The 17123-nt window shown below is 73.3% G+C and carries 13 protein-coding genes and 1 pseudogene; 10 read left to right on the plus strand and 4 right to left on the minus strand.

Annotated elements, in window-relative coordinates; genetic code table 11:
• Nucleotides 1–14: 14 nt before the first annotated feature.
• The 3 genes from mmpB to ABH925_RS22895 all read right to left on the minus strand — a co-directional run bounded on the left by mmpB (nucleotide 15) and on the right by ABH925_RS22895 (nucleotide 2153).
• Nucleotides 15–140: a morphogenic membrane protein MmpB gene (gene mmpB, locus ABH925_RS22885; RefSeq protein ID WP_370150668.1), complete on the minus strand. Its 126-nt coding sequence runs from the start codon at nucleotides 138–140 to the stop codon at nucleotides 15–17.
• Nucleotides 141–321: 181 nt separating this feature from the next.
• Nucleotides 322–528, minus strand: coding sequence for an acyl-CoA carboxylase subunit epsilon (locus tag ABH925_RS22890; protein WP_370150669.1), 207 nt, complete (start codon nucleotides 526–528; stop codon nucleotides 322–324).
• Nucleotides 529–557: 29 nt separating this feature from the next.
• The gene (locus tag ABH925_RS22895) at nucleotides 558–2153 is read right to left on the minus strand and encodes an acyl-CoA carboxylase subunit beta (RefSeq protein ID WP_370150670.1); all 1596 of its coding nucleotides are present in this window, start codon (nucleotides 2151–2153) and stop codon (nucleotides 558–560) included.
• A gap of 148 nt (nucleotides 2154–2301) precedes the next feature.
• Here ABH925_RS22895 and ABH925_RS22900 point away from each other — a divergent pair, with 148 nt between their 5' ends.
• The 4 genes and pseudogenes from ABH925_RS22900 to ABH925_RS22915 all read left to right on the plus strand — a co-directional run bounded on the left by ABH925_RS22900 (nucleotide 2302) and on the right by ABH925_RS22915 (nucleotide 8298).
• A complete protein-coding gene (locus ABH925_RS22900) occupies nucleotides 2302–3159 on the plus strand; it encodes a biotin--[acetyl-CoA-carboxylase] ligase (RefSeq protein WP_370150671.1) in 858 nt (285 codons plus the stop codon).
• Nucleotides 3160–3245: 86 nt separating this feature from the next.
• Complete coding sequence (locus ABH925_RS22905; RefSeq protein ID WP_370150750.1) at nucleotides 3246–4433, plus strand: adenylate/guanylate cyclase domain-containing protein; 1188 nt, start codon at nucleotides 3246–3248, stop codon at nucleotides 4431–4433.
• A gap of 226 nt (nucleotides 4434–4659) precedes the next feature.
• Nucleotides 4660–5769, plus strand: a pseudogene (locus ABH925_RS22910) (diguanylate cyclase domain-containing protein); the annotation flags it as partial.
• A 777-nt stretch (nucleotides 5770–6546) separates the two neighbouring features.
• Nucleotides 6547–8298: a hypothetical protein gene (locus tag ABH925_RS22915; protein ID WP_370150672.1), complete on the plus strand. Its 1752-nt coding sequence runs from the start codon at nucleotides 6547–6549 to the stop codon at nucleotides 8296–8298.
• 48 nt (nucleotides 8299–8346) lie between these two features.
• Here ABH925_RS22915 and fdhD read toward each other — a convergent pair whose 3' ends face one another.
• The gene (gene fdhD / locus ABH925_RS22920; RefSeq protein WP_370150673.1) at nucleotides 8347–9168 is read right to left on the minus strand and encodes a formate dehydrogenase accessory sulfurtransferase FdhD; all 822 of its coding nucleotides are present in this window, start codon (nucleotides 9166–9168) and stop codon (nucleotides 8347–8349) included.
• A 96-nt stretch (nucleotides 9169–9264) separates the two neighbouring features.
• Between fdhD and hutH the strand changes: the two genes are divergently transcribed.
• The 6 genes from hutH (at nucleotide 9265) to ABH925_RS22950 (ending at nucleotide 17074) form a co-directional block, all read left to right on the plus strand.
• The gene (hutH, locus tag ABH925_RS22925; RefSeq protein WP_370150674.1) at nucleotides 9265–10860 is read left to right on the plus strand and encodes a histidine ammonia-lyase; all 1596 of its coding nucleotides are present in this window, start codon (nucleotides 9265–9267) and stop codon (nucleotides 10858–10860) included.
• Between the two features lie 185 nt (nucleotides 10861–11045).
• Complete coding sequence (locus ABH925_RS22930; RefSeq protein WP_370150675.1) at nucleotides 11046–11930, plus strand: MurR/RpiR family transcriptional regulator; 885 nt, start codon at nucleotides 11046–11048, stop codon at nucleotides 11928–11930.
• A gap of 90 nt (nucleotides 11931–12020) precedes the next feature.
• Nucleotides 12021–12584, plus strand: a complete 564-nt coding sequence (locus ABH925_RS22935; protein WP_370150676.1) for a hypothetical protein — start codon at nucleotides 12021–12023, stop codon at nucleotides 12582–12584.
• A gap of 226 nt (nucleotides 12585–12810) precedes the next feature.
• Nucleotides 12811–14481 carry a urocanate hydratase gene (gene hutU / locus ABH925_RS22940; RefSeq protein ID WP_370150677.1) on the plus strand — a complete coding sequence of 557 codons (1671 nt, stop codon included), beginning with the start codon at nucleotides 12811–12813 and terminating at the stop codon, nucleotides 14479–14481.
• 56 nt (nucleotides 14482–14537) lie between these two features.
• Nucleotides 14538–15728, plus strand: coding sequence for an allantoate amidohydrolase (locus tag ABH925_RS22945; RefSeq protein WP_370150751.1), 1191 nt, complete (start codon nucleotides 14538–14540; stop codon nucleotides 15726–15728).
• Complete coding sequence (locus ABH925_RS22950) at nucleotides 15719–17074, plus strand: formimidoylglutamate deiminase (RefSeq protein WP_370150678.1); 1356 nt, start codon at nucleotides 15719–15721, stop codon at nucleotides 17072–17074. The genes ABH925_RS22945 and ABH925_RS22950 overlap by 10 nt, the downstream gene beginning before the upstream one ends.
• Nucleotides 17075–17123: the final 49 nt, after the last annotated feature.

Below are 17123 nucleotides of genomic sequence, written 5' to 3' on the forward strand. Positions count from 1 at the left end.
CGACTGACGTCGGATCAGATCCAGGCGAGGGCGATGAGCAGCACCGCGAGGAAGGCGATGAGCAGGCCGACGCGGCGCAGGTGTGCGGCGAGTCGCCGCCGCTCCCGCGCGGTGTCGTCCCTCGGATCCGCCCACAGCACACCCCTCACTCTGCAGGGGCGAGGCGCTCCGCGCCTGAGTAGCCGTACTCAATTAGCCGAGAGCAACCAAGGGGGCGCGGGGAACTGCGCTGCCAGCCATCTACGTAGGTGCATGGTTGGCAGCGCAGTTCCCCGCGCCCCTCAAGGTAGTAAGTGGTTACTCATCGCGCGTAAGCGCGCGTCAGTGCGCCCAGGCACTGGTGCGCCAGGCTGTGGGGCCGGGACGGCCCGTGCGCCGCATGGCGCGGGCCCGGTCGGACCAGACGCTCGCGGCGGGTGCGTCGGCGGCCCGGGCGGCGTTCGCGGCCGCCCGGGCGGAGACCACCGCCAGGACGGCGGCGAGCTCCTCGGGGCTGGGCTGTCCGTGCAGCACCCTGATCGGGGCCATCGGCTCTCTCCTCTCGGCGGCGGGATGCCCTACAGCGGGATGTTGCCGTGCTTCTTGGGCGGCAGTACCTCGCGCTTGTTGCGCAGCGCGCGCAGCCCCTTGACGATGTGCTGGCGGGTCTCGGAGGGCAGCACCACCGCGTCCACGTAGCCGCGTTCGGCGGCGACGTACGGGTTGAGCAGGGTGTCCTCGTAGGCCTCCATCAGCTCCACCCGGCGGCTGTCCGGATCCTCGGCGGCGGCCAGGTCCGCGCGGTGCAGGATGTTGACCGCGCCCTGGGCGCCCATCACCGCGATCTGCGCGGTGGGCCAGGCCAGGTTGAGGTCGGCGCCGAGGTGCTTGGAGCCCATGACGTCATACGCGCCGCCGTAGGCCTTGCGGGTGATCACCGTGATCAGCGGGACGGTGGCCTCGGCGTAGGCGTAGATCAGCTTGGCGCCGCGGCGGATGATGCCGTTCCACTCCTGGCCGGTGCCGGGCAGGAAGCCGGGGACGTCCACGAAGGTCAGCACCGGGACGTTGAACGCGTCGCAGGTGCGGACGAAGCGGGCGGCCTTCTCGGAGGCGTCGATGTCCAGGCAGCCGGCGAACTGCATCGGCTGGTTGGCGACGATGCCCACCGCGTGGCCCTCGACCCGGCCGAAGCCGGTGATCATGTTGGGCGCGAACAGCGACTGGGTCTCCAGGAACTCGCCCTCGTCCAGGACGTGCGCGATGACCGTGTGCATGTCGTAGGGCTGGTTCGCGGAGTCCGGGACGATGGCGTCCAGCTCCAGGTCCAGCTCGGTGGTGCTGAGGTCCGCCTCCTCCGGGAAGGCGGGCGGCTCCTCCAGGTTGTTGGAGGGCAGGTAGGAGAGCAGCGCCTTGACGTAGTCGACGGCCTCCTTCTCGTCCGAGGCCAGGTGGTGCGCGTTGCCGGACTTGGAGTTGTGGGTGCGCGCGCCGCCCAGCTCCTCCATGCCGACGTCCTCGCCCGTGACCGTCTTGATGACGTCGGGGCCGGTGATGAACATGTGCGAGGTCTGGTCGGCCATCACCACGAAGTCGGTGATCGCGGGGGAGTAGACCGCGCCGCCGGCGCAGGGGCCCATGATCAGCGAGATCTGCGGGATCACCCCGGAGGCCAGGACGTTGCGGCGGAAGATCTCGCCGTACAGGCCCAGCGAGGCCACGCCCTCCTGGATCCGGGCGCCGCCGGAGTCGTTGATGCCGATCATCGGGCAGCCGGTCTTCAGGGCGAAGTCCATCACCTTGACGATCTTCTCGCCGAAGACCTCGCCGAGGGAGCCGCCGAAGACGGTGAAGTCCTGGGCGAAGACCGCGACCGGGCGGCCGTCCACGGTGCCGTAGCCGGTGACCACGCCGTCGCCGTAGGGGCGGGTCGCGGCCTGCCCGAAGTTGGTGGAGCGGTGCCGGGCGAACTCGTCGAACTCGACGAAGGAGCCCTCGTCGAGCAGCAGTGCGACCCGCTCGCGGGCGGTCAGCTTGCCCTTGGCGTGCTGCTTCTCGATGGCGCGGGCGGAGCCGGAGTGCGTGGCCTCGTCCAGCCGTCGCTTGAGATCCGCGATCTTCCCGGCGGTGGTGTGGGCGGCCGCGCCTTCGTTGGCGATTTCGGCTTGGGACATCCGGCTCGACTCCCGTCAGGAGGGGGTAGTGCGGTCCAGGGCCGTGACGGCTCCCAGCAGCACGAACGGGTGAGGTTTCCGTGTCGTAGCGTAGCGATGACGGGAGCGTGGCGGATATGGCGAGTGACCGGGGTCATAAGGTGAATCCATGAGCTCTTCGCAGTGGAGTGACCTGGACCGGCCGCCGTTGCGCGGCGAGGCGCTGGAGCGGGCGCTGGTGCGTCCCGGTGGGCTGTGGACCTCGGTCCGGGTGGTGGCCGAGACCGGGTCGACCAACAGTGACCTGATGGCGGAGGCCGCGGCGGGCGCGCCGGGCGAGGCGGTGCTGATCGCCGAGGAGCAGACCGCGGGACGCGGACGGCTGGAGCGGGCCTGGACCGCCCCGGCCCGGTCCGGGGTGTTCCTGTCGGTGCTGCTGCGCCCGGAGGTGCCGCGGGTGCACTGGAGCTGGCTGCCGCTGCTGGTGGGCGTGTCGGCGGGCTCCGCGCTGAGCCGCGCGGCCGAGGTCGACGTCCGGCTGAAGTGGCCGAACGACCTGCTGGTGACGGTGGACGGGGAGGAGCGCAAGCTCGGCGGGATCCTCGCCGAGCTGACCCCGGACAGCGAGGCGGTGGTGGTCGGGATCGGCATCAACGTGAGCCTGCGCGAGGACGAGCTGCCGGTGCCCACGGCCGGCTCGCTGGAGCTGGCGGGCGCGAAGGTCACCGACCGGGAGACGCTGGTACGGGTGCTGCTGCGGACCTTCGAGGAGCTGTACCGGGAGTGGGCGTCGGTGGACGGCGATCCGGAGACCAGCGGCCTGCACGCCGCGTACAACGCGCAGTGTGCGACGCTCGGCCGCCAGGTCAGGGTCGAACTGCCGGGCGGACTGGACCTGGTGGGCGAGGCGGTGTCGGTGGACCCCCAGGGCCGGCTGGTGGTGCGGCGCGCCGACGGGACCGAGGAGGCCGTCGGCGCGGGCGATGTCGTTCACGTTCGACCTGGGGGGATGCCCCGGATCGGGTGAATCCATGCGAGGATTCGTGCGGGCGGAGTGTGAGCAAGGACACAGGGCGTGAGCGCGAGGGTGGACAGGTGGCCGACGACTTCCGGATGACCGAGCCGAACGGTCACGAGAGCGCCGACCCCGAGGGCGATGTCCACCCCGAGGCCGAGGACGAGGAGACCTCGGTCCCGCAGCAGCTGGAACAGCTGATCCTGGACTCCGAGCGGCAGTACACCCCGTTCCAGGCGGCCCGCACCGCCGGGGTGTCGATGGAACTGGCGTCCCGCTTCTGGCGGGCCATGGGCTTCGCCGACATCGGCCAGTCGCGGGCGCTCACCGACGCCGACGTGATCGCGCTGCGGCGGCTGGCCGGGCTGGTCGAGGCCGGGCTGCTGAGCGAACCGATGGCGATCCAGGTGGCCCGGTCGACCGGCCAGACCACCGCGCGCCTGGCCGAGTGGCAGATCGACACCTTCCTGGAGCACCTCACCTCCTCCTCCGAGCCCGGGCTGACCCGGGCCGAGGTCGCCTACCCGCTGGTCGAGCTGCTGCTGCCGGAGCTGGAGCAGTTCCTGGTCTACGTCTGGCGGCGGCAGCTCGCCGCGGTCACCGGCCGGGTGGTCCAGGCCGCCGAGGACGTGGACATGTCCAGCGGACGGCTCGCGGTGGGCTTCGCCGACCTGGTCGGCTTCACCCGGCTGTCGCGCCGGCTGGAGGACGAGGAACTGGGCGAGCTGGTCGAGAACTTCGAGATCACCTGTGCGGACCTGGTCGCCGGCCGGGGCGGGCGGCTGGTGAAGACCCTGGGCGACGAGATCCTCTACGTCTCCGAGGACGCGACCACGGCGGCCGAGATCGGCCTCGCCCTGGTGGAGACCCTGGGCAAGGACGACTCGATGCCGGCGCTGCGGGTCGGCATGGCCTTCGGCACGGTCACCACCCGGATGGGCGACGTCTTCGGCACCACCGTCAACCTGGCGAGCCGGCTTACCTCGATCGCGCCACGGGACGCGGTGCTGGTTGACGGCGAGATGGCGGCGGCGCTGGAACGCGAGGGCGCGGTGGCGCCGTCCGGCGCGGGCGGGGTGCTCGGGCTGCCGCCGGGGGCGGCCGACGCGCTGTCGGCGGTGGCGTCGGTGGGCATCGCCCCGTCGGACCGGCCGGCCGAGGTGGACGGCGCGGAGGCCGCGTACCACTACCACCTCCAGCCGATGTGGCGCCGCCCGGTCCGCGGCCTCGGCCTGGTCGAGCCCTGGCTGCTCAGCCGCCACACCGCCCGCCCGCCCGAGCTCTAGCCGCGGGCTCCGGCCCCGCCACGCCGCGCGCCCGGACGCGGGCCCCCGCTGGCACGCCGCGGGTGCGCAGGCGTGCATCGGTATGTCGGAATTGTCCCTATGATCGAGGCACGCGGGTCAGTGGGGGCGGAGCAGCGGGAAGGCGGAGGGCGTGTCGGGCGGTGGCGGAGCGGTCGAGGCCGAGGCGGACGCCCGGTTGCGGGCGGTGGTCGGGCTGACCCAGGCGATGGTGGCCGCCCCGTCGCGGATCACCGCGCTGCAGATGGCCGCGCTGCGCACCCGGGAGGCGCTCGGCGCCGACATGGCGGCGGTGTCGAGGTGGGACCGCGACACCGGCAGGCTGCGGGTGCTGGTCAACAACGGGCTGCTGGCGCCCGGCGAGGAGGAACTGCCGGAGGACGAGTCCTACCCGGTCGCCGACTATCCGGAGATCGCCCGGTTCCTGGAGCAGCGCGGCCTGGGCGAGCCCTGGACCGTGGACGGCCTGCCCCGCGCCTGGGTGCAGAGCGTGGACGACGACTCCAGCGACAACGGCCCGGCCTGCCGCCAGCGCGCGGCGGCGCTGCGGCGGCGCGGGCGGGGCTGCTGCCTGGTCGCGCCGATCGTGCTGCGCGGCCGGGCCTGGGGTGAGCTCTACCTCGCCCGTACCGTCGGGGAGCCGGTGTTCTCGGCCGGGGACGCCGAGTTCGCGACCGTCCTGGCGGCGCAGATCTCGGCCGGGCTGGCGGCCAGCGAGGAACTGGAGGAGGTCCGCCGACTGGCCTTCACCGATCCGCTGACCGGCCTGGCCAACCGCCGCGCGGTGGACGCCCGGCTGGAGGCCGGCCTGGAGGCGCACCGGCAGGACGGCACCGTGGTGACGCTGGTGGTCTGCGATGTCAACGGCCTCAAGCGGGTGAACGACGAGAAGGGGCACGAGGTCGGCGACCAGCTGCTGGAACGATTCGCCAACCAGCTCTCGGTCTGCGGCGCGATGCTGCCGGGCAGTGTCGCGGGACGTCTCGGTGGCGACGAGTTCTGCCTGGTCGCGGTGGGCTCGCCGGCCGACGAGGTGGTACGGGTGGCCGAGGAGCTGTGCGCCCGGGCGCTGACCCTGGACCAGGGCGAGGGCGTCGCCTGCGGGGTGGCCTCCACCGGCGACCCGATCGGGCCGGTCACCACGGCGGACCGGCTGTTCCGGCTGGCGGACGCGGCCCAGTACCGGGCCAAGTCCGGCCATGCCGCGCACCCGGTGGTGGCGGGCCGGGGCGAGCAGCCGGACCCGACGGTGCGGCTCGCCGAGACCGGGGAGGGGCTGCGCGGCGGCCGCAAGGCGGAGCGGCGGCGCTTCCGCGGCGCCCGCTACAGCGCCGATCCCGGACTGCTGCTCGCGCATGTGACCACTGCCCTCGACGAGGAGCAGCCGACCCGTCAGGTCCATCCCGCCGACACCCTGGGCCGGCTGGACATCGTCGCCGAGACGGCCGCCCGGCTGCTGGACGCGGTGGCCTGGTGGATCTCCTACGTCCCGCCCGGCTCGCTGCAGATGCGCACCGCGCACTACGGCGTCCGCCGGATGACCAGGGGCCCCGGCAGCGCCAGGGCCCAGGTGCAGCGGGCGGTGAACGAGGCCCCCGACGCGGTGTTCGACCTGCGTGCCTACCCCATGACGGCCCGTGCGGTGCGGGGCTACGCGTTCAGCATGCGGGCCGGCGTCCCCGGCAACGACGCCGGCGAGGAGGCGGTGCTGCTGGTCGGCGGCTACCGCGCGCTGCTCGCGGCGGGCGGCGCCAACGCGGCCGGCGGCTGGCTGGTCGAGCTCTTCGCCGACGAGTCCACGCTCTCCTTCGCCGCCCTCGGTCCGACCCTGCGGGCGCTGGTCGCGGTCGCGCTGTCCGGACCGGCCTCGCCGCCGTACTGAAGGCCGTACTGAAGTCGGCCCGTACGGGCCCGCACGGGCCCGCGACACGGCGGGCGGTGGACCACCCGGCCATCCGGCCAACGGGGTTTCCTGATTCGGCAGCTGAGTGTGCGTCAACGATGGGACCATGCTGCTCGGCCAGACCCTGCGGGACGGACCGTGCAGGCCGGACCGTGCAGGACGGATCGTGAAGGACCCTCGGGGGAGCAGCAGATGACCACCTTCGTACCCGGGCAGACCCCTGCGCCGGGCGCACCGGTCGTGGATCCGGTGGAGTTCCACGCCGGCCCGCCCGGCGGCGACGTCACCGCGTACCTGCGGGCGGCGGCGTACCTCTCGCGCCGGTTCCGGGACCAGACCATCGAGGAACTGGTCGAGAACCGGCACCGGGTCGCCGCGCCGTCTCCGGGTGCGGACACCGCACTGGTGCTGGCGGAGTGCCTGCGGGCGCGCCGGGAGACGGCGCTGGCGGGCGTCGCGGTCGCGCTGGTGGTGCTGGCCGGGCTGCTGCTGTCGTTCTCCACGGCGCTGTTCGTGCTCGGCGGCGCGCTGGCGCTGCGGCTCGGCGGGTCGGTGTCGCGGGCCGTCGTCTCGTACTGGTCCGCGCGGACCGGCGGCGACGCCGGCAGCCCGCACGCGGTGCTGAGCCGCCGGGTGCTCTCGTTCTTCTTCTTCCTGCTGGCGACCGGACTGGTCGGCTCGCTGCTGGCGGCGATCGTGTCGGCCACCGACTCCAGCGGGTCCGGCAACTCGCTCGACCCCTTCGGCTCGTCCTCCTCGGACGGGGGCGGCGGCTACTACCCGACCTCCAGCGGCCTGGACAGCGGCGCGGCCTTCTCCTGGCTGGCCTTCCTGGTACTGGCGTTCCTGCTGCTGGCCATCGGCGTGGGGATGCGGGTCCGGGTGCACCAGCGGCTGGCGGTGCTCGCCGAGCCCGGCGGCGGCCGGCTCCCGGTCGGCGCGCCGCCGTCGCTCACCGACGTCTTCACCCGGATCCGGGAGAACCAGGCCGACGCCGAGACGGTCTACGGCGCGTTTCGCCCGTTCGTCGGGGCGGGCCTGCCGGACCCGGTCTGGTCGCTGCAGATCCCGCTGCTGCCGGCGGTGCCGGGGCAGGACGCCGAGCCGCTGTCGGTGCCGCAGCTGCACGCCCGGATCGCCGCCTCGGTCGCCCATCTCGCCGGCGGCACCGAGTACCCGGGCGACCTGCTGCACCGCCTCACCGTCCGGGACCGGCTGGTCCGCTCCGGGCTGCGCGCCGACCGGGTCGAGAACTGGCACGGGCAGCTGTCCGAGCAGGAGCTGAGCACCGGTCAGCGGCGGCTCAACGCGTCCTGGGCGGAGCTGTTCGACCGGGCCGCGCACGAGCGGATCCGCCGCTACGTGGAGGTGCGCGCGGAGCTGTGGGAGCGTCAGGTGGTCGCCTCGTTCTTCCTGCGGGTGCAGGTCCAGGGCCAGATCCTGCGGCTGGAGGGCCTGCCGTTCGTGCTGCCGCCGGTGTCCGAGGAGTACCGGCTGATCGACCGCACGCTGCGGCCGAACGTGCTGGACCTGGCGGTCCACCTGTGGCGCGGGCTGGTGAACATCGGCCGGGACCTGTCCGGGTTCCTGCTGGAGCCGGGGCTGGTGCTCCGGTCGGTGCTGCGCGGCTGGATGAACCAGGTGCACTACGCGGAGATGCTCCGGGTCGGCCGTCCCGCCGACCACTCGCCCCGGGTCAGCGTCCGGGAGCTGGGCGCGTCCAGGAACTTCGAGCACCTGCTCCAGGAGCTGGACGTCGAGCGGCTGTTCGACGCGGTGGCGCTGCGGGTGCTGACCGCGCTGGTGGCCGAGCTGAAGCTCGCGGGCTACGACACCGCGCAGCTGGAGACCGCCGCGGTGAAGGTCAACATCGCCCACGCCGTCCGCAACGCGCCCCAGCCGCTCTCCCGCACCGTGCCCCAGCCCCACCTCGGCACCCGCTAGCGGCCCCGGCCGCCCCGGCCTGGTGGTCGGGTCGGTCCGCGCGTCCGGTCAGTCGGTTATGCGGTCGGGGGCGGCGTAGACGTTGGCGCCGCGGCCGCGCAGGAAGCCGACCAGGGTCAGGCCGAGCTCCTCGGCCAGGTCGACGGCGAGCGAGGAGGGGGCGGAGACCGCGGCCAGCAGCGGCAGCCCCGCCATCGCCGCCTTCTGGGTCAGCTCGAACGAGGCCCGGCCGCTGACCAGCAGCAGCTGCCCCCGCAGCGGCAGTTCGCCCTCGCGCAGGGCCCAGCCGACGACCTTGTCCACCGTGTTGTGCCGGCCCACGTCCTCGCGCAGACAGCGCAGCTCGCCGTCGGCGCTGAAGAGCCCGGCCGCGTGCAGCCCGCCGGTGGAGTCGAAGACCTTCTGCGCGGCGCGCAGCGCGTCCGGCAGCGCGTAGAGGGTCTCCGCGCTCACCCGCAGCGGGTCCTCGCCGACCGGGTACGGCACCCGGTTGCGGATCGCGTCGATCGTCTCCCGGCCGCACAGGCCGCAGGCGCTGGAGGTGAGCAGGTTGCGGTGCGCCGAGACCGGCAGCGCGCGCTGCCCTGGCAGGGCGGCGTCGATGACGTTGTAGGTGTTCCGGCCCTCCGCGTCGGTGCCCGCGCAGTACCGCAGCGCGCTCAGCTCCGAGGTCCGCGCGACCAGTCCCTCGGACACCAGGAAGCCCGCGACCAGGTCGAAGTCATGGCCCGGGGTGCGCATGGTGACCGTGAGCGGCTCGCCGTTGACCCGGATCTCCAGTGGTTCCTCCGCCGCCAGCGTGTCCGGCCGGACGCTCCGCTGCTGCTCGCGCAGCCGCACCACCCGGCGGCGCTCGGTCACCCGGTTCACGGTCTTCCTCCTCCGTCGGGCCCCACGGTACCGCCACGTGAGATGCCTGGCCTCGCCTAGTTGTCATATTGCCATTCACCTGATGAGATTCCGCATATGGATATGCACAACGTGGTGGACGGCCGGACCCAGGACGTGGTCGTCGTCGGCAAGGCAAACGTCGCTCCGGCGGATGTCATCGCCGTCGCCCGCGGGAACGCCCGCATCGAACTCTCCGCCGACGCGCTCGCGGAGATGGCGGGCTCGCGCGCCCGCATCGACGCCCTCGCCGCCGAGCCCCGCCCGGTGTACGGCGTCTCCACCGGCTTCGGCGCACTCGCCGTACGCCACATCGAGCGCCCGCTCCGCGCCCAGCTGCAGCGCTCGCTGGTGCGCTCGCACGCCGCCGGGATGGGCCCGCAGGTCGAGCGCGAGGTCACCCGCGCGCTGATGTTCCTGCGGCTGAAGACCCTTGCCTCCGGTCGCACCGGGGTCCGGCCGCTGGTGGCCGAGACCATGGCCGCGATCCTCAACGCCGGGATCACCCCGGTGGTCCGCGAGTTCGGCTCGCTCGGCTGCTCCGGCGACCTCGCGCCGCTGTCGCACTGCGCGCTGACCCTGATGGGCGAGGGCGAGGCCTACGGGCCCGACGGCGAGGTCCGCCCGGCCGGCGAGCTGCTGTCCGAGGCCGGGGTCACCCCGATCGAGCTGCACGAGAAGGAGGGCCTGGCCCTCATCAACGGCACCGACGGCATGCTGGGCATGCTGGTGATGGCGATCGCCGACATGCAGCGGCTGTTCACCACCGCCGACATCACCGCCGCGATGTCGCTGGAGGCCCTGCTCGGCACCGAGAAGGTGCTGCAGCCGGAGCTGCACGCGATCCGCCCGCACCCGGGCCAGGCCGCCAGCGCCGCCAACATGCTCGCCGTGCTGCAGGGCTCCGCCCTGACCGGGCACCACCAGGATGACGCGCCGCGGGTCCAGGACGCCTACTCGATCCGCTGCGCCCCCCAGGTGGCCGGCGCCGGCCGGGACACCCTGGCCCACGCCCAGCTGGTCGCCGACCGCGAGCTGGCCTCCTCGGTCGACAACCCGGTCGTGCTGCCGGACGGCCGGGTCGAGTCCAACGGCAACTTCCACGGCGCCCCGGTCGCCTACGTGCTGGACTTCCTCGCCATCGCCGCCGCCGACCTGGCCTCGATCGCCGAGCGCCGCACCGACCGGCTGCTGGACAAGAACCGCTCGCACGGCCTGCCGCCGTTCCTCGCCGACGACCCGGGCCTGGACTCCGGCCTGATGATCGCCCAGTACACCCAGGCCGCCCTGGTCAGCGAGAACAAGCGGCTGGCGGTCCCGGCCTCGGTGGACTCCATCCCGTCCTCGGCGATGCAGGAGGACCACGTCTCCATGGGCTGGTCCGCCGCCCGCAAGCTGCGCCAGGCCGTGGACAACCTGGCCCGGGTGCTCGCGGTGGAGCTGACCGCCTCCGCCCGCGCCCTGGAGCTGCGCTGCCTGATGGCCGGCGTCAGTACGGTCGACGGCCCGCTCGCCCCGGCCACCGCCGCCGCCCTCGCGGGCGCCCGTGCGGCCGGTGTCGGCGGCCCCGGCACGGACCGTTTCCTGGCCCCCGACCTGGACGCGGCGCATGTCTTCGTGGCCACCGGCGGCCTGGTCACCGCGGTCGAGAAGGTGACCGGCCCGCTGGCCTGAGCCCGACCCGTCCGCCAGGTCGGGCCTACCGAGGTCCGATCTGGCGGACGCCCCCTGAGGCGTCCGCCACGTCCGTTCCCGGGCTCCCGGGGATTGCGGTGGGGGTCCGGCGGGCGAGACGGTACTTGCCCACCCTGTATGGGTTCATGCAGAGTCTTGGCCTACTGAATCAAGGAGGCAGCCGGATGAGCACCGGGACACCTGAGGCCGTCGCCGCCGGTCCTTCCGGCAGGCTGCTGCGGCTGTTCGACGGCCACCGGCTGACGCCCACCCAGCGCCGGATCGCCCACTGCCTGGTGCGCAACGCCGCCGAGGCGCCGTTCCTGTCCAGCGTCGAGGTCGCCGAGCTGGCCGGGGTGAGCCAGCCCTCGGTGACCCGGTTCGCCGTCGCGCTCGGCTTCGACGGCTATCCGGCGCTGCGCCGGCAGCTGCGCGAGCTGGGCCTGGGTGAACCGGGCCAGCGCGGAGCCGGCCGGGAGACCGCGCAGGACGTGGTCCGCAACGAGCAGCAGCAGGCGGTGCTCTCCGAGATCGCCAACCTCCAGCACCTCGCGGCCGTGCTGGCCGACCCGGAGCCGGTGCTGGAGGCAGCCAGGCTGCTGGCCGCCTCGCGTCCGCTGCTGGTGCTGGGCCTGCGGGCCGGGTCCGCCCAGGCGGCCGGCTTCGCCTACTTCGCGGCCAAGGTGCACCCCGACGTCCGGCTGCTGGACGAGGGCGGCAGCATGATGCTGGACCGGATCGAACGGGGCGCCGCCGCCGGTGCGACCACGCTGATCTGCTTCGCGCTGCCGCGCCACCCGCGCGAGCTGCTGGACGCGCTGACCGCCGCGAAGCAGTGCGGGCTGACCGTGATCACCGTCGCCGACAGCGCCTTCGCGCCGGTCGCCGGGCTCACCGACCTGATGCTGCCGGCCGCGGTCGGCTCCAGCCTGATCTTCGACACCGCCTGCGCGCCGATGATGCTGGGCCGGGTGCTGCTCCAGGCGATGTGCGACGAGCTGCCGGGGGCGGTGGGCCGGCTGGAGGAGTTCGAGCAGGCGGCGGCGGTACGCGGCCTGTTCGTGGGCTGAATCCTGCGGGAGCCCACCGTTTTTCAGCCGTTCCTCACGCACAGGCGTTATGGTCCCGCCAAGTCTTTCGGCTTCGTTGGGAGGGTAGCCATGAGGGGTACCTATGCCCTGGCCCGGGTGGTGGTCATCCGTGGCGCGGTGGCGCGCACACTGCTGTGGATCGGTACGGTCGGCGTGCTGGCGGGACTGCTCGTCCCCAGCCTGACCGGGCGGACGCACGGCCTGCTGCTGGGGGCGGGACTCTTCGTCCTGGCCGCCCTGGCCGGGCTGCTGCAGCGCCGCCGCTGGTACGCCGCGAAGGCGCGGTCGGCCGAGAAGGCCGCGTTCGCGATCACGCTGGAGCCGCCGCAGGCGACCCGGCACCGGCTGGCCCGCGACAACGCGCTGTGGCTGCTGGTCGGATCGGGCGCGGTCTGCGCCCTCGGCCTGCTCGGCGGTCCGGCGGCCGGGCTGGCGGTGCTGGGCTACGGCGCCGGGATGCTGCTGGCGGTCGCCCTGCTCGCCCGGCGGGAGCGCAGGACCGAGACGCTCTTCTGGGCCCGTACCGACGACGGCCGGCTGCTGGCCCGACGCAGCCGCATCGGCGCCTTCGCCTCCACCGGCCCCGCCGCGGGCCAGGTCCGCCCGGTCGTCCGTGGCGCGGCCCGCGCCTGACCCCTACAGCAGTACGACAAGAGCGGTACGAACAAGAGCGGTACGAGCACACCCGCGGGGCCCTGTCTGATCAGTTGATCAAGCAGGGCCCCGCACCGCTATCCGGCCTAAACGGATATCAAAGGGACATAAGGGGCATGATGCCCCTGGTGCCGCGCTGAATGATTGGCTATCTTCAGAGACGACAATCCTGAATGGATGTATCCATCGAGAGGCCGGGAGAGCCATGACCCAGCACCAGAGCGGTCCGCGAACCGTACGAGCGGCCCGTGGCAGCGCGCTGACCACGCAGGGCTGGCAGCAGGAAGCCGCCCTGCGGATGCTCATGAACAACCTCGACCCCGAGGTCGCCGAGCACCCCGACAAGCTCGTCGTCTACGGCGGCACCGGCAAGGCGGCCCGCGACTGGCGCTCCTTCGACGCCATGGTGCGCACCCTGCAGACGCTCAAGCAGGACGAGACCATGCTGGTCCAGTCCGGCCGTCCGGTCGGCGTGATGCAGACCCACGAGTGGGCCCCGCGCGTGCTGCTGGCCAACTCCAACCTGGTCGGCGACTGGGCCAACTGGGAGGAGTTCCGCCGCCTGGAGCACCTCGGCCTCACCATGTACGGGCAGATGACCGCCGGTTCGTGGATCTACATCGGCACCCAGGGCATCCTCCAGGGCACCTACGAGACCTTCGCCGCCGTCGCCGCCAAGAAGTTCAACGGAACGCTCGCCGGGACCATCACCCTCACCGCCGGCCTCGGCGGCATGGGCGGCGCCCAGCCGCTGGCCGTCACCATGAACGACGGCGTCGCCATCTGCATCGACTGCGACCAGTCCCGGATCACCCGCCGGATCGAGCACAAGTACCTGGACGTCGAGGCGAAGAACCTCAAGCACGCCCTCGAACTCGCCGTCGAGGCCCGCGACCAGCGCAGGCCGCTGAGCATCGGCCTGCTCGGCAACGCCGCCGAGCTGGTCCCGCAAATGCTCGCGATGGACGCGCCGATCGACATCGTCACCGACCAGACCAGCGCGCACGACCCGCTGGCCTACCTCCCCATCGGCGTGGACTGCCACGACATGGCGAGCTACGCCGCCGAGAAGCCCGCCGAGTTCACCACCCGCGCCCGCGAGGCCATGGCCAAGCACGTCGAGGCGATGGTCGGCTTCCAGGACAAGGGCGCCGAGGTCTTCGACTACGGCAACTCGATCCGCGGCGAGGCCCAGCTCGCCGGCTACACCAGGGCCTTCGACTTCCCCGGCTTCGTGCCCGCCTACATCCGGCCGCTGTTCTGCGAGGGCAAGGGCCCGTTCCGCTGGGCCGCGCTCTCCGGTGACCCCAAGGACATCGCCGCCACCGACAAGGCCGTCCTCGACCTGTTCCCCGAGAACGAGTCCCTGGCCCGCTGGATGAAGATGGCCGGCGAGCGGGTCCACTTCCAGGGCCTGCCCGCCCGGATCTGCTGGCTCGGCTACGGCGAGCGCGACAAGGCCGGCGAGCGCTTCAACGAGATGGTCGCCGACGGCACCGTCTCCGCGCCGCTGGTCATCGGCCGCGACCACCTGGACTGCGGCTCCGTCGCCTCCCCCTACCGGGAGACCGAGGCGATGCTGGACGGCTCGGACGCCATCGCCGACTGGCCGCTGCTCAACGCCATGGTCAACGTCGCCTCCGGCGCGTCCTGGGTCTCGATCCACCACGGCGGCGGCGTCGGCATCGGCCGCAGCATCCACGCCGGCCAGGTCACGGTCGCGGACGGCACCAAGCTCGCCGGCGAGAAGATCCGCCGGGTGCTCACCAACGACCCCGGCATGGGCGTCATCCGGCACGTGGACGCCGGCTACGACATCGCCGTGGACGTCGCCGACGAGCGCGGCGTCCGCATCCCGATGCGTGAGGGCGAGTAGTCACCGTGACTGACTGGGAAGAGCGGCTCGGCAGCGCGACCGACGGCTACCGCCGGATGTGGTCCGAGCTGCTCCCCGTCGGACGCTTCGACGCGTCCGGCGGCTACCGGCGGCATGCCTGGACGGCGGCGGACGCGGAGTGCCGCGCCTGGTTCGCGGAGCAGGCCGCCGCCCGCGGCCTCACCTACGAGCTGGACCGCAACGGCAACCAGTGGGCCTGGTACGGCGACCCCGAGGGGGAGGGGGCCGTGGTCACCGGCTCCCACCTGGACTCGGTCCCGGACGGCGGCGCCTACGACGGCCCGCTGGGCGTGGTCTCCGCCTTCGCGGCGCTGGACGCGCTGCGCGAGCGCGGGGTCGTCCCGACCCGTCCGCTGGCGATCACCAACTTCGTGGACGAGGAGGGCGCGCGCTTCGGCGTCGCCTGCGTCGGCTCCCGGCTCAGCGCCGGCGTGCTGACCCGGGATCAGGCGTACGACCTGCGCGACGCCGCCGGGGTCCGGCTGCCGGACGCCATGGAGGCCGCGGGCCAGGACCCCGCCGCCATCGGCAAGGACAGCGAGCGGCTGTCCCGGGTCGCCGCCTACGTCGAGCTGCACGTCGAGCAGGGCAGGTTCCTGTCGGACACTCCGCACGCGGTCGGCGTCGCCTCGGCGATCTGGCCGCACGGGCGCTGGCGCTTCGACTTCCACGGCGAGGCCAACCACGCGGGCACCACCCGCCTGGAGGACCGCCGGGACCCGATGCTCAGCTACGCCAACACCGTGCTGGCGGCCCGGAAGAAGGCCAGGCTGCACGGCGCGCTGGCCACCTTCGGCAAGGTCATGGTGGAGCCCAACGGCACCAACGCCATCGCCTCGCTGGTGCGCGGCTGGCTGGACTCGCGGGCCGCCGACGAGGCGACGCTGACCGCGCTGGTCGAGGAGATCGCCGTCGCGGCGCGCGAGCGGGCCGAGCGGGACGGCGTCCGCGCCGAGGTGGTACGCGAGTCCTACACTCCCGTTGTCGACTTCGACGCACCGCTGCGGGACCGGCTCGCCGCCCGTCTCGGCCCGGGAACCCCGGTGCTGCCGACCGGCGCCGGCCATGACGCGGGCATCCTGTCCGCCGTCATCCCGACGGCGATGCTCTTCGTCCGCAACCCGACCGGCGTCTCCCACTCGCCCAGCGAGCACGCGGACGAGACCGACTGCCTGGCCGGGGCCGCCGCACTCGCCGACGTTCTGGAGGACCTCACATGTCAGTGACTCAGTTCTGGGCTCCCTACGCCTGGATCGACCCGGTCGTGGAGTCCGATGTTCTGATCACTGTCGGGGCCGAAGGTACCGCCACCGAGGGCCGGATCACCGCGGTCACCCCCGACAGCGGCCCGGCCCCGGCCGGTGCGACGGTCCTCGCCGGACTCACCCTGCCCGGCATGGCGAACGCCCACTCGCACGCCTTCCACCGCGCCCTGCGCGGCACCGTGCAGGTCGGCTCCGGGACGTTCTGGACCTGGCGCGATACCATGTACCGGACCGCCGACGCGCTGGACCCGGACAGCTACCTGGCGCTGGCCACCGCCGTCTACGCGGAGATGGCGCTGGCCGGGATCACCGCGGTGGGCGAGTTCCACTACCTGCACCACGCCCCCGGCGGCGCCCGCTACGACGACCCCAACGCGATGGGCGAGGCGCTGATCGAGGCCGCCGCCCGGGCCGGCATCCGGATCACCCTGCTGGACACCTGCTACCTCTCGGCCGGCTTCGGCGAGGCCCCCAACCGCCACCAGCAGCGCTTCAGTGACGGCGACGCGACCGCCTGGGCGGACCGGGTGAGCGCGCTCCGGCCCCGGGAGCACGCCAGGATCGGCGCGGCGGTGCACTCGGTCCGGGCCGTCCCGGCCGACCAGATCGGCACCGTGGCCGGGTGGGCCTCCGAGCGCAAGGCCCCGCTGCACGTGCACCTCTCGGAGCAGACCGCCGAGAACGACGCCTGTCTGGCCGCACACGGGCTGACGCCCACCCAGCTGCTGCACCAGCACGGCGCGCTGGGCCCGCGCACCTCGGCGGTGCACGCCACGCACCTGACCGACACCGACATCAAGCTGCTGAGCTCGACCTCGACCGTGGTCTGCATGTGCCCGACCACCGAGCGGGACCTGGCCGACGGCATCGGCCCGGCCCGCCGGCTGGCCACGGCCGGCAGCCGGCTGTCACTCGGCAGCGACAGCCACGCCGTGATCGACCCGTTCGAAGAGGCGCGGGCGATGGAGCTGAACGAGCGGCTGGCCAGCCACCAGCGCGGCCACTGGACCGCGGCGGCGCTGCTGCGCGCCGCAACCGAGGACGGCCACGCGTCGCTCGGCTGGTCCGAGGCGGGCCGGATCGAGCGCGGGGCGCTCGCCGACTTCTGCACCATCGCCCTGGACACCCCGCGCACGGCCGGCGCGAACCCGCGCCTCGGCGCGGAGACGGCGGTGTTCGCGGCCGGGGCGTCCGACGTCCGCGACGTCGTGGTCGGCGGCCGCACGGTGGTCCGCGACGGCGTCCACCAGACCGTCCCGGACGTCGGCGCGGCGCTGCGCGCGTCGATCGCCGCGGTCACCACCTGACGCAGTGACCATCTGACGCAGTGACGACCCAAAGACGTGACGACCCCAA

The organism is Streptacidiphilus sp. EB129, assembly GCF_041262645.1.
Classification (GTDB): domain Bacteria; phylum Actinomycetota; class Actinomycetes; order Streptomycetales; family Streptomycetaceae; genus Streptacidiphilus.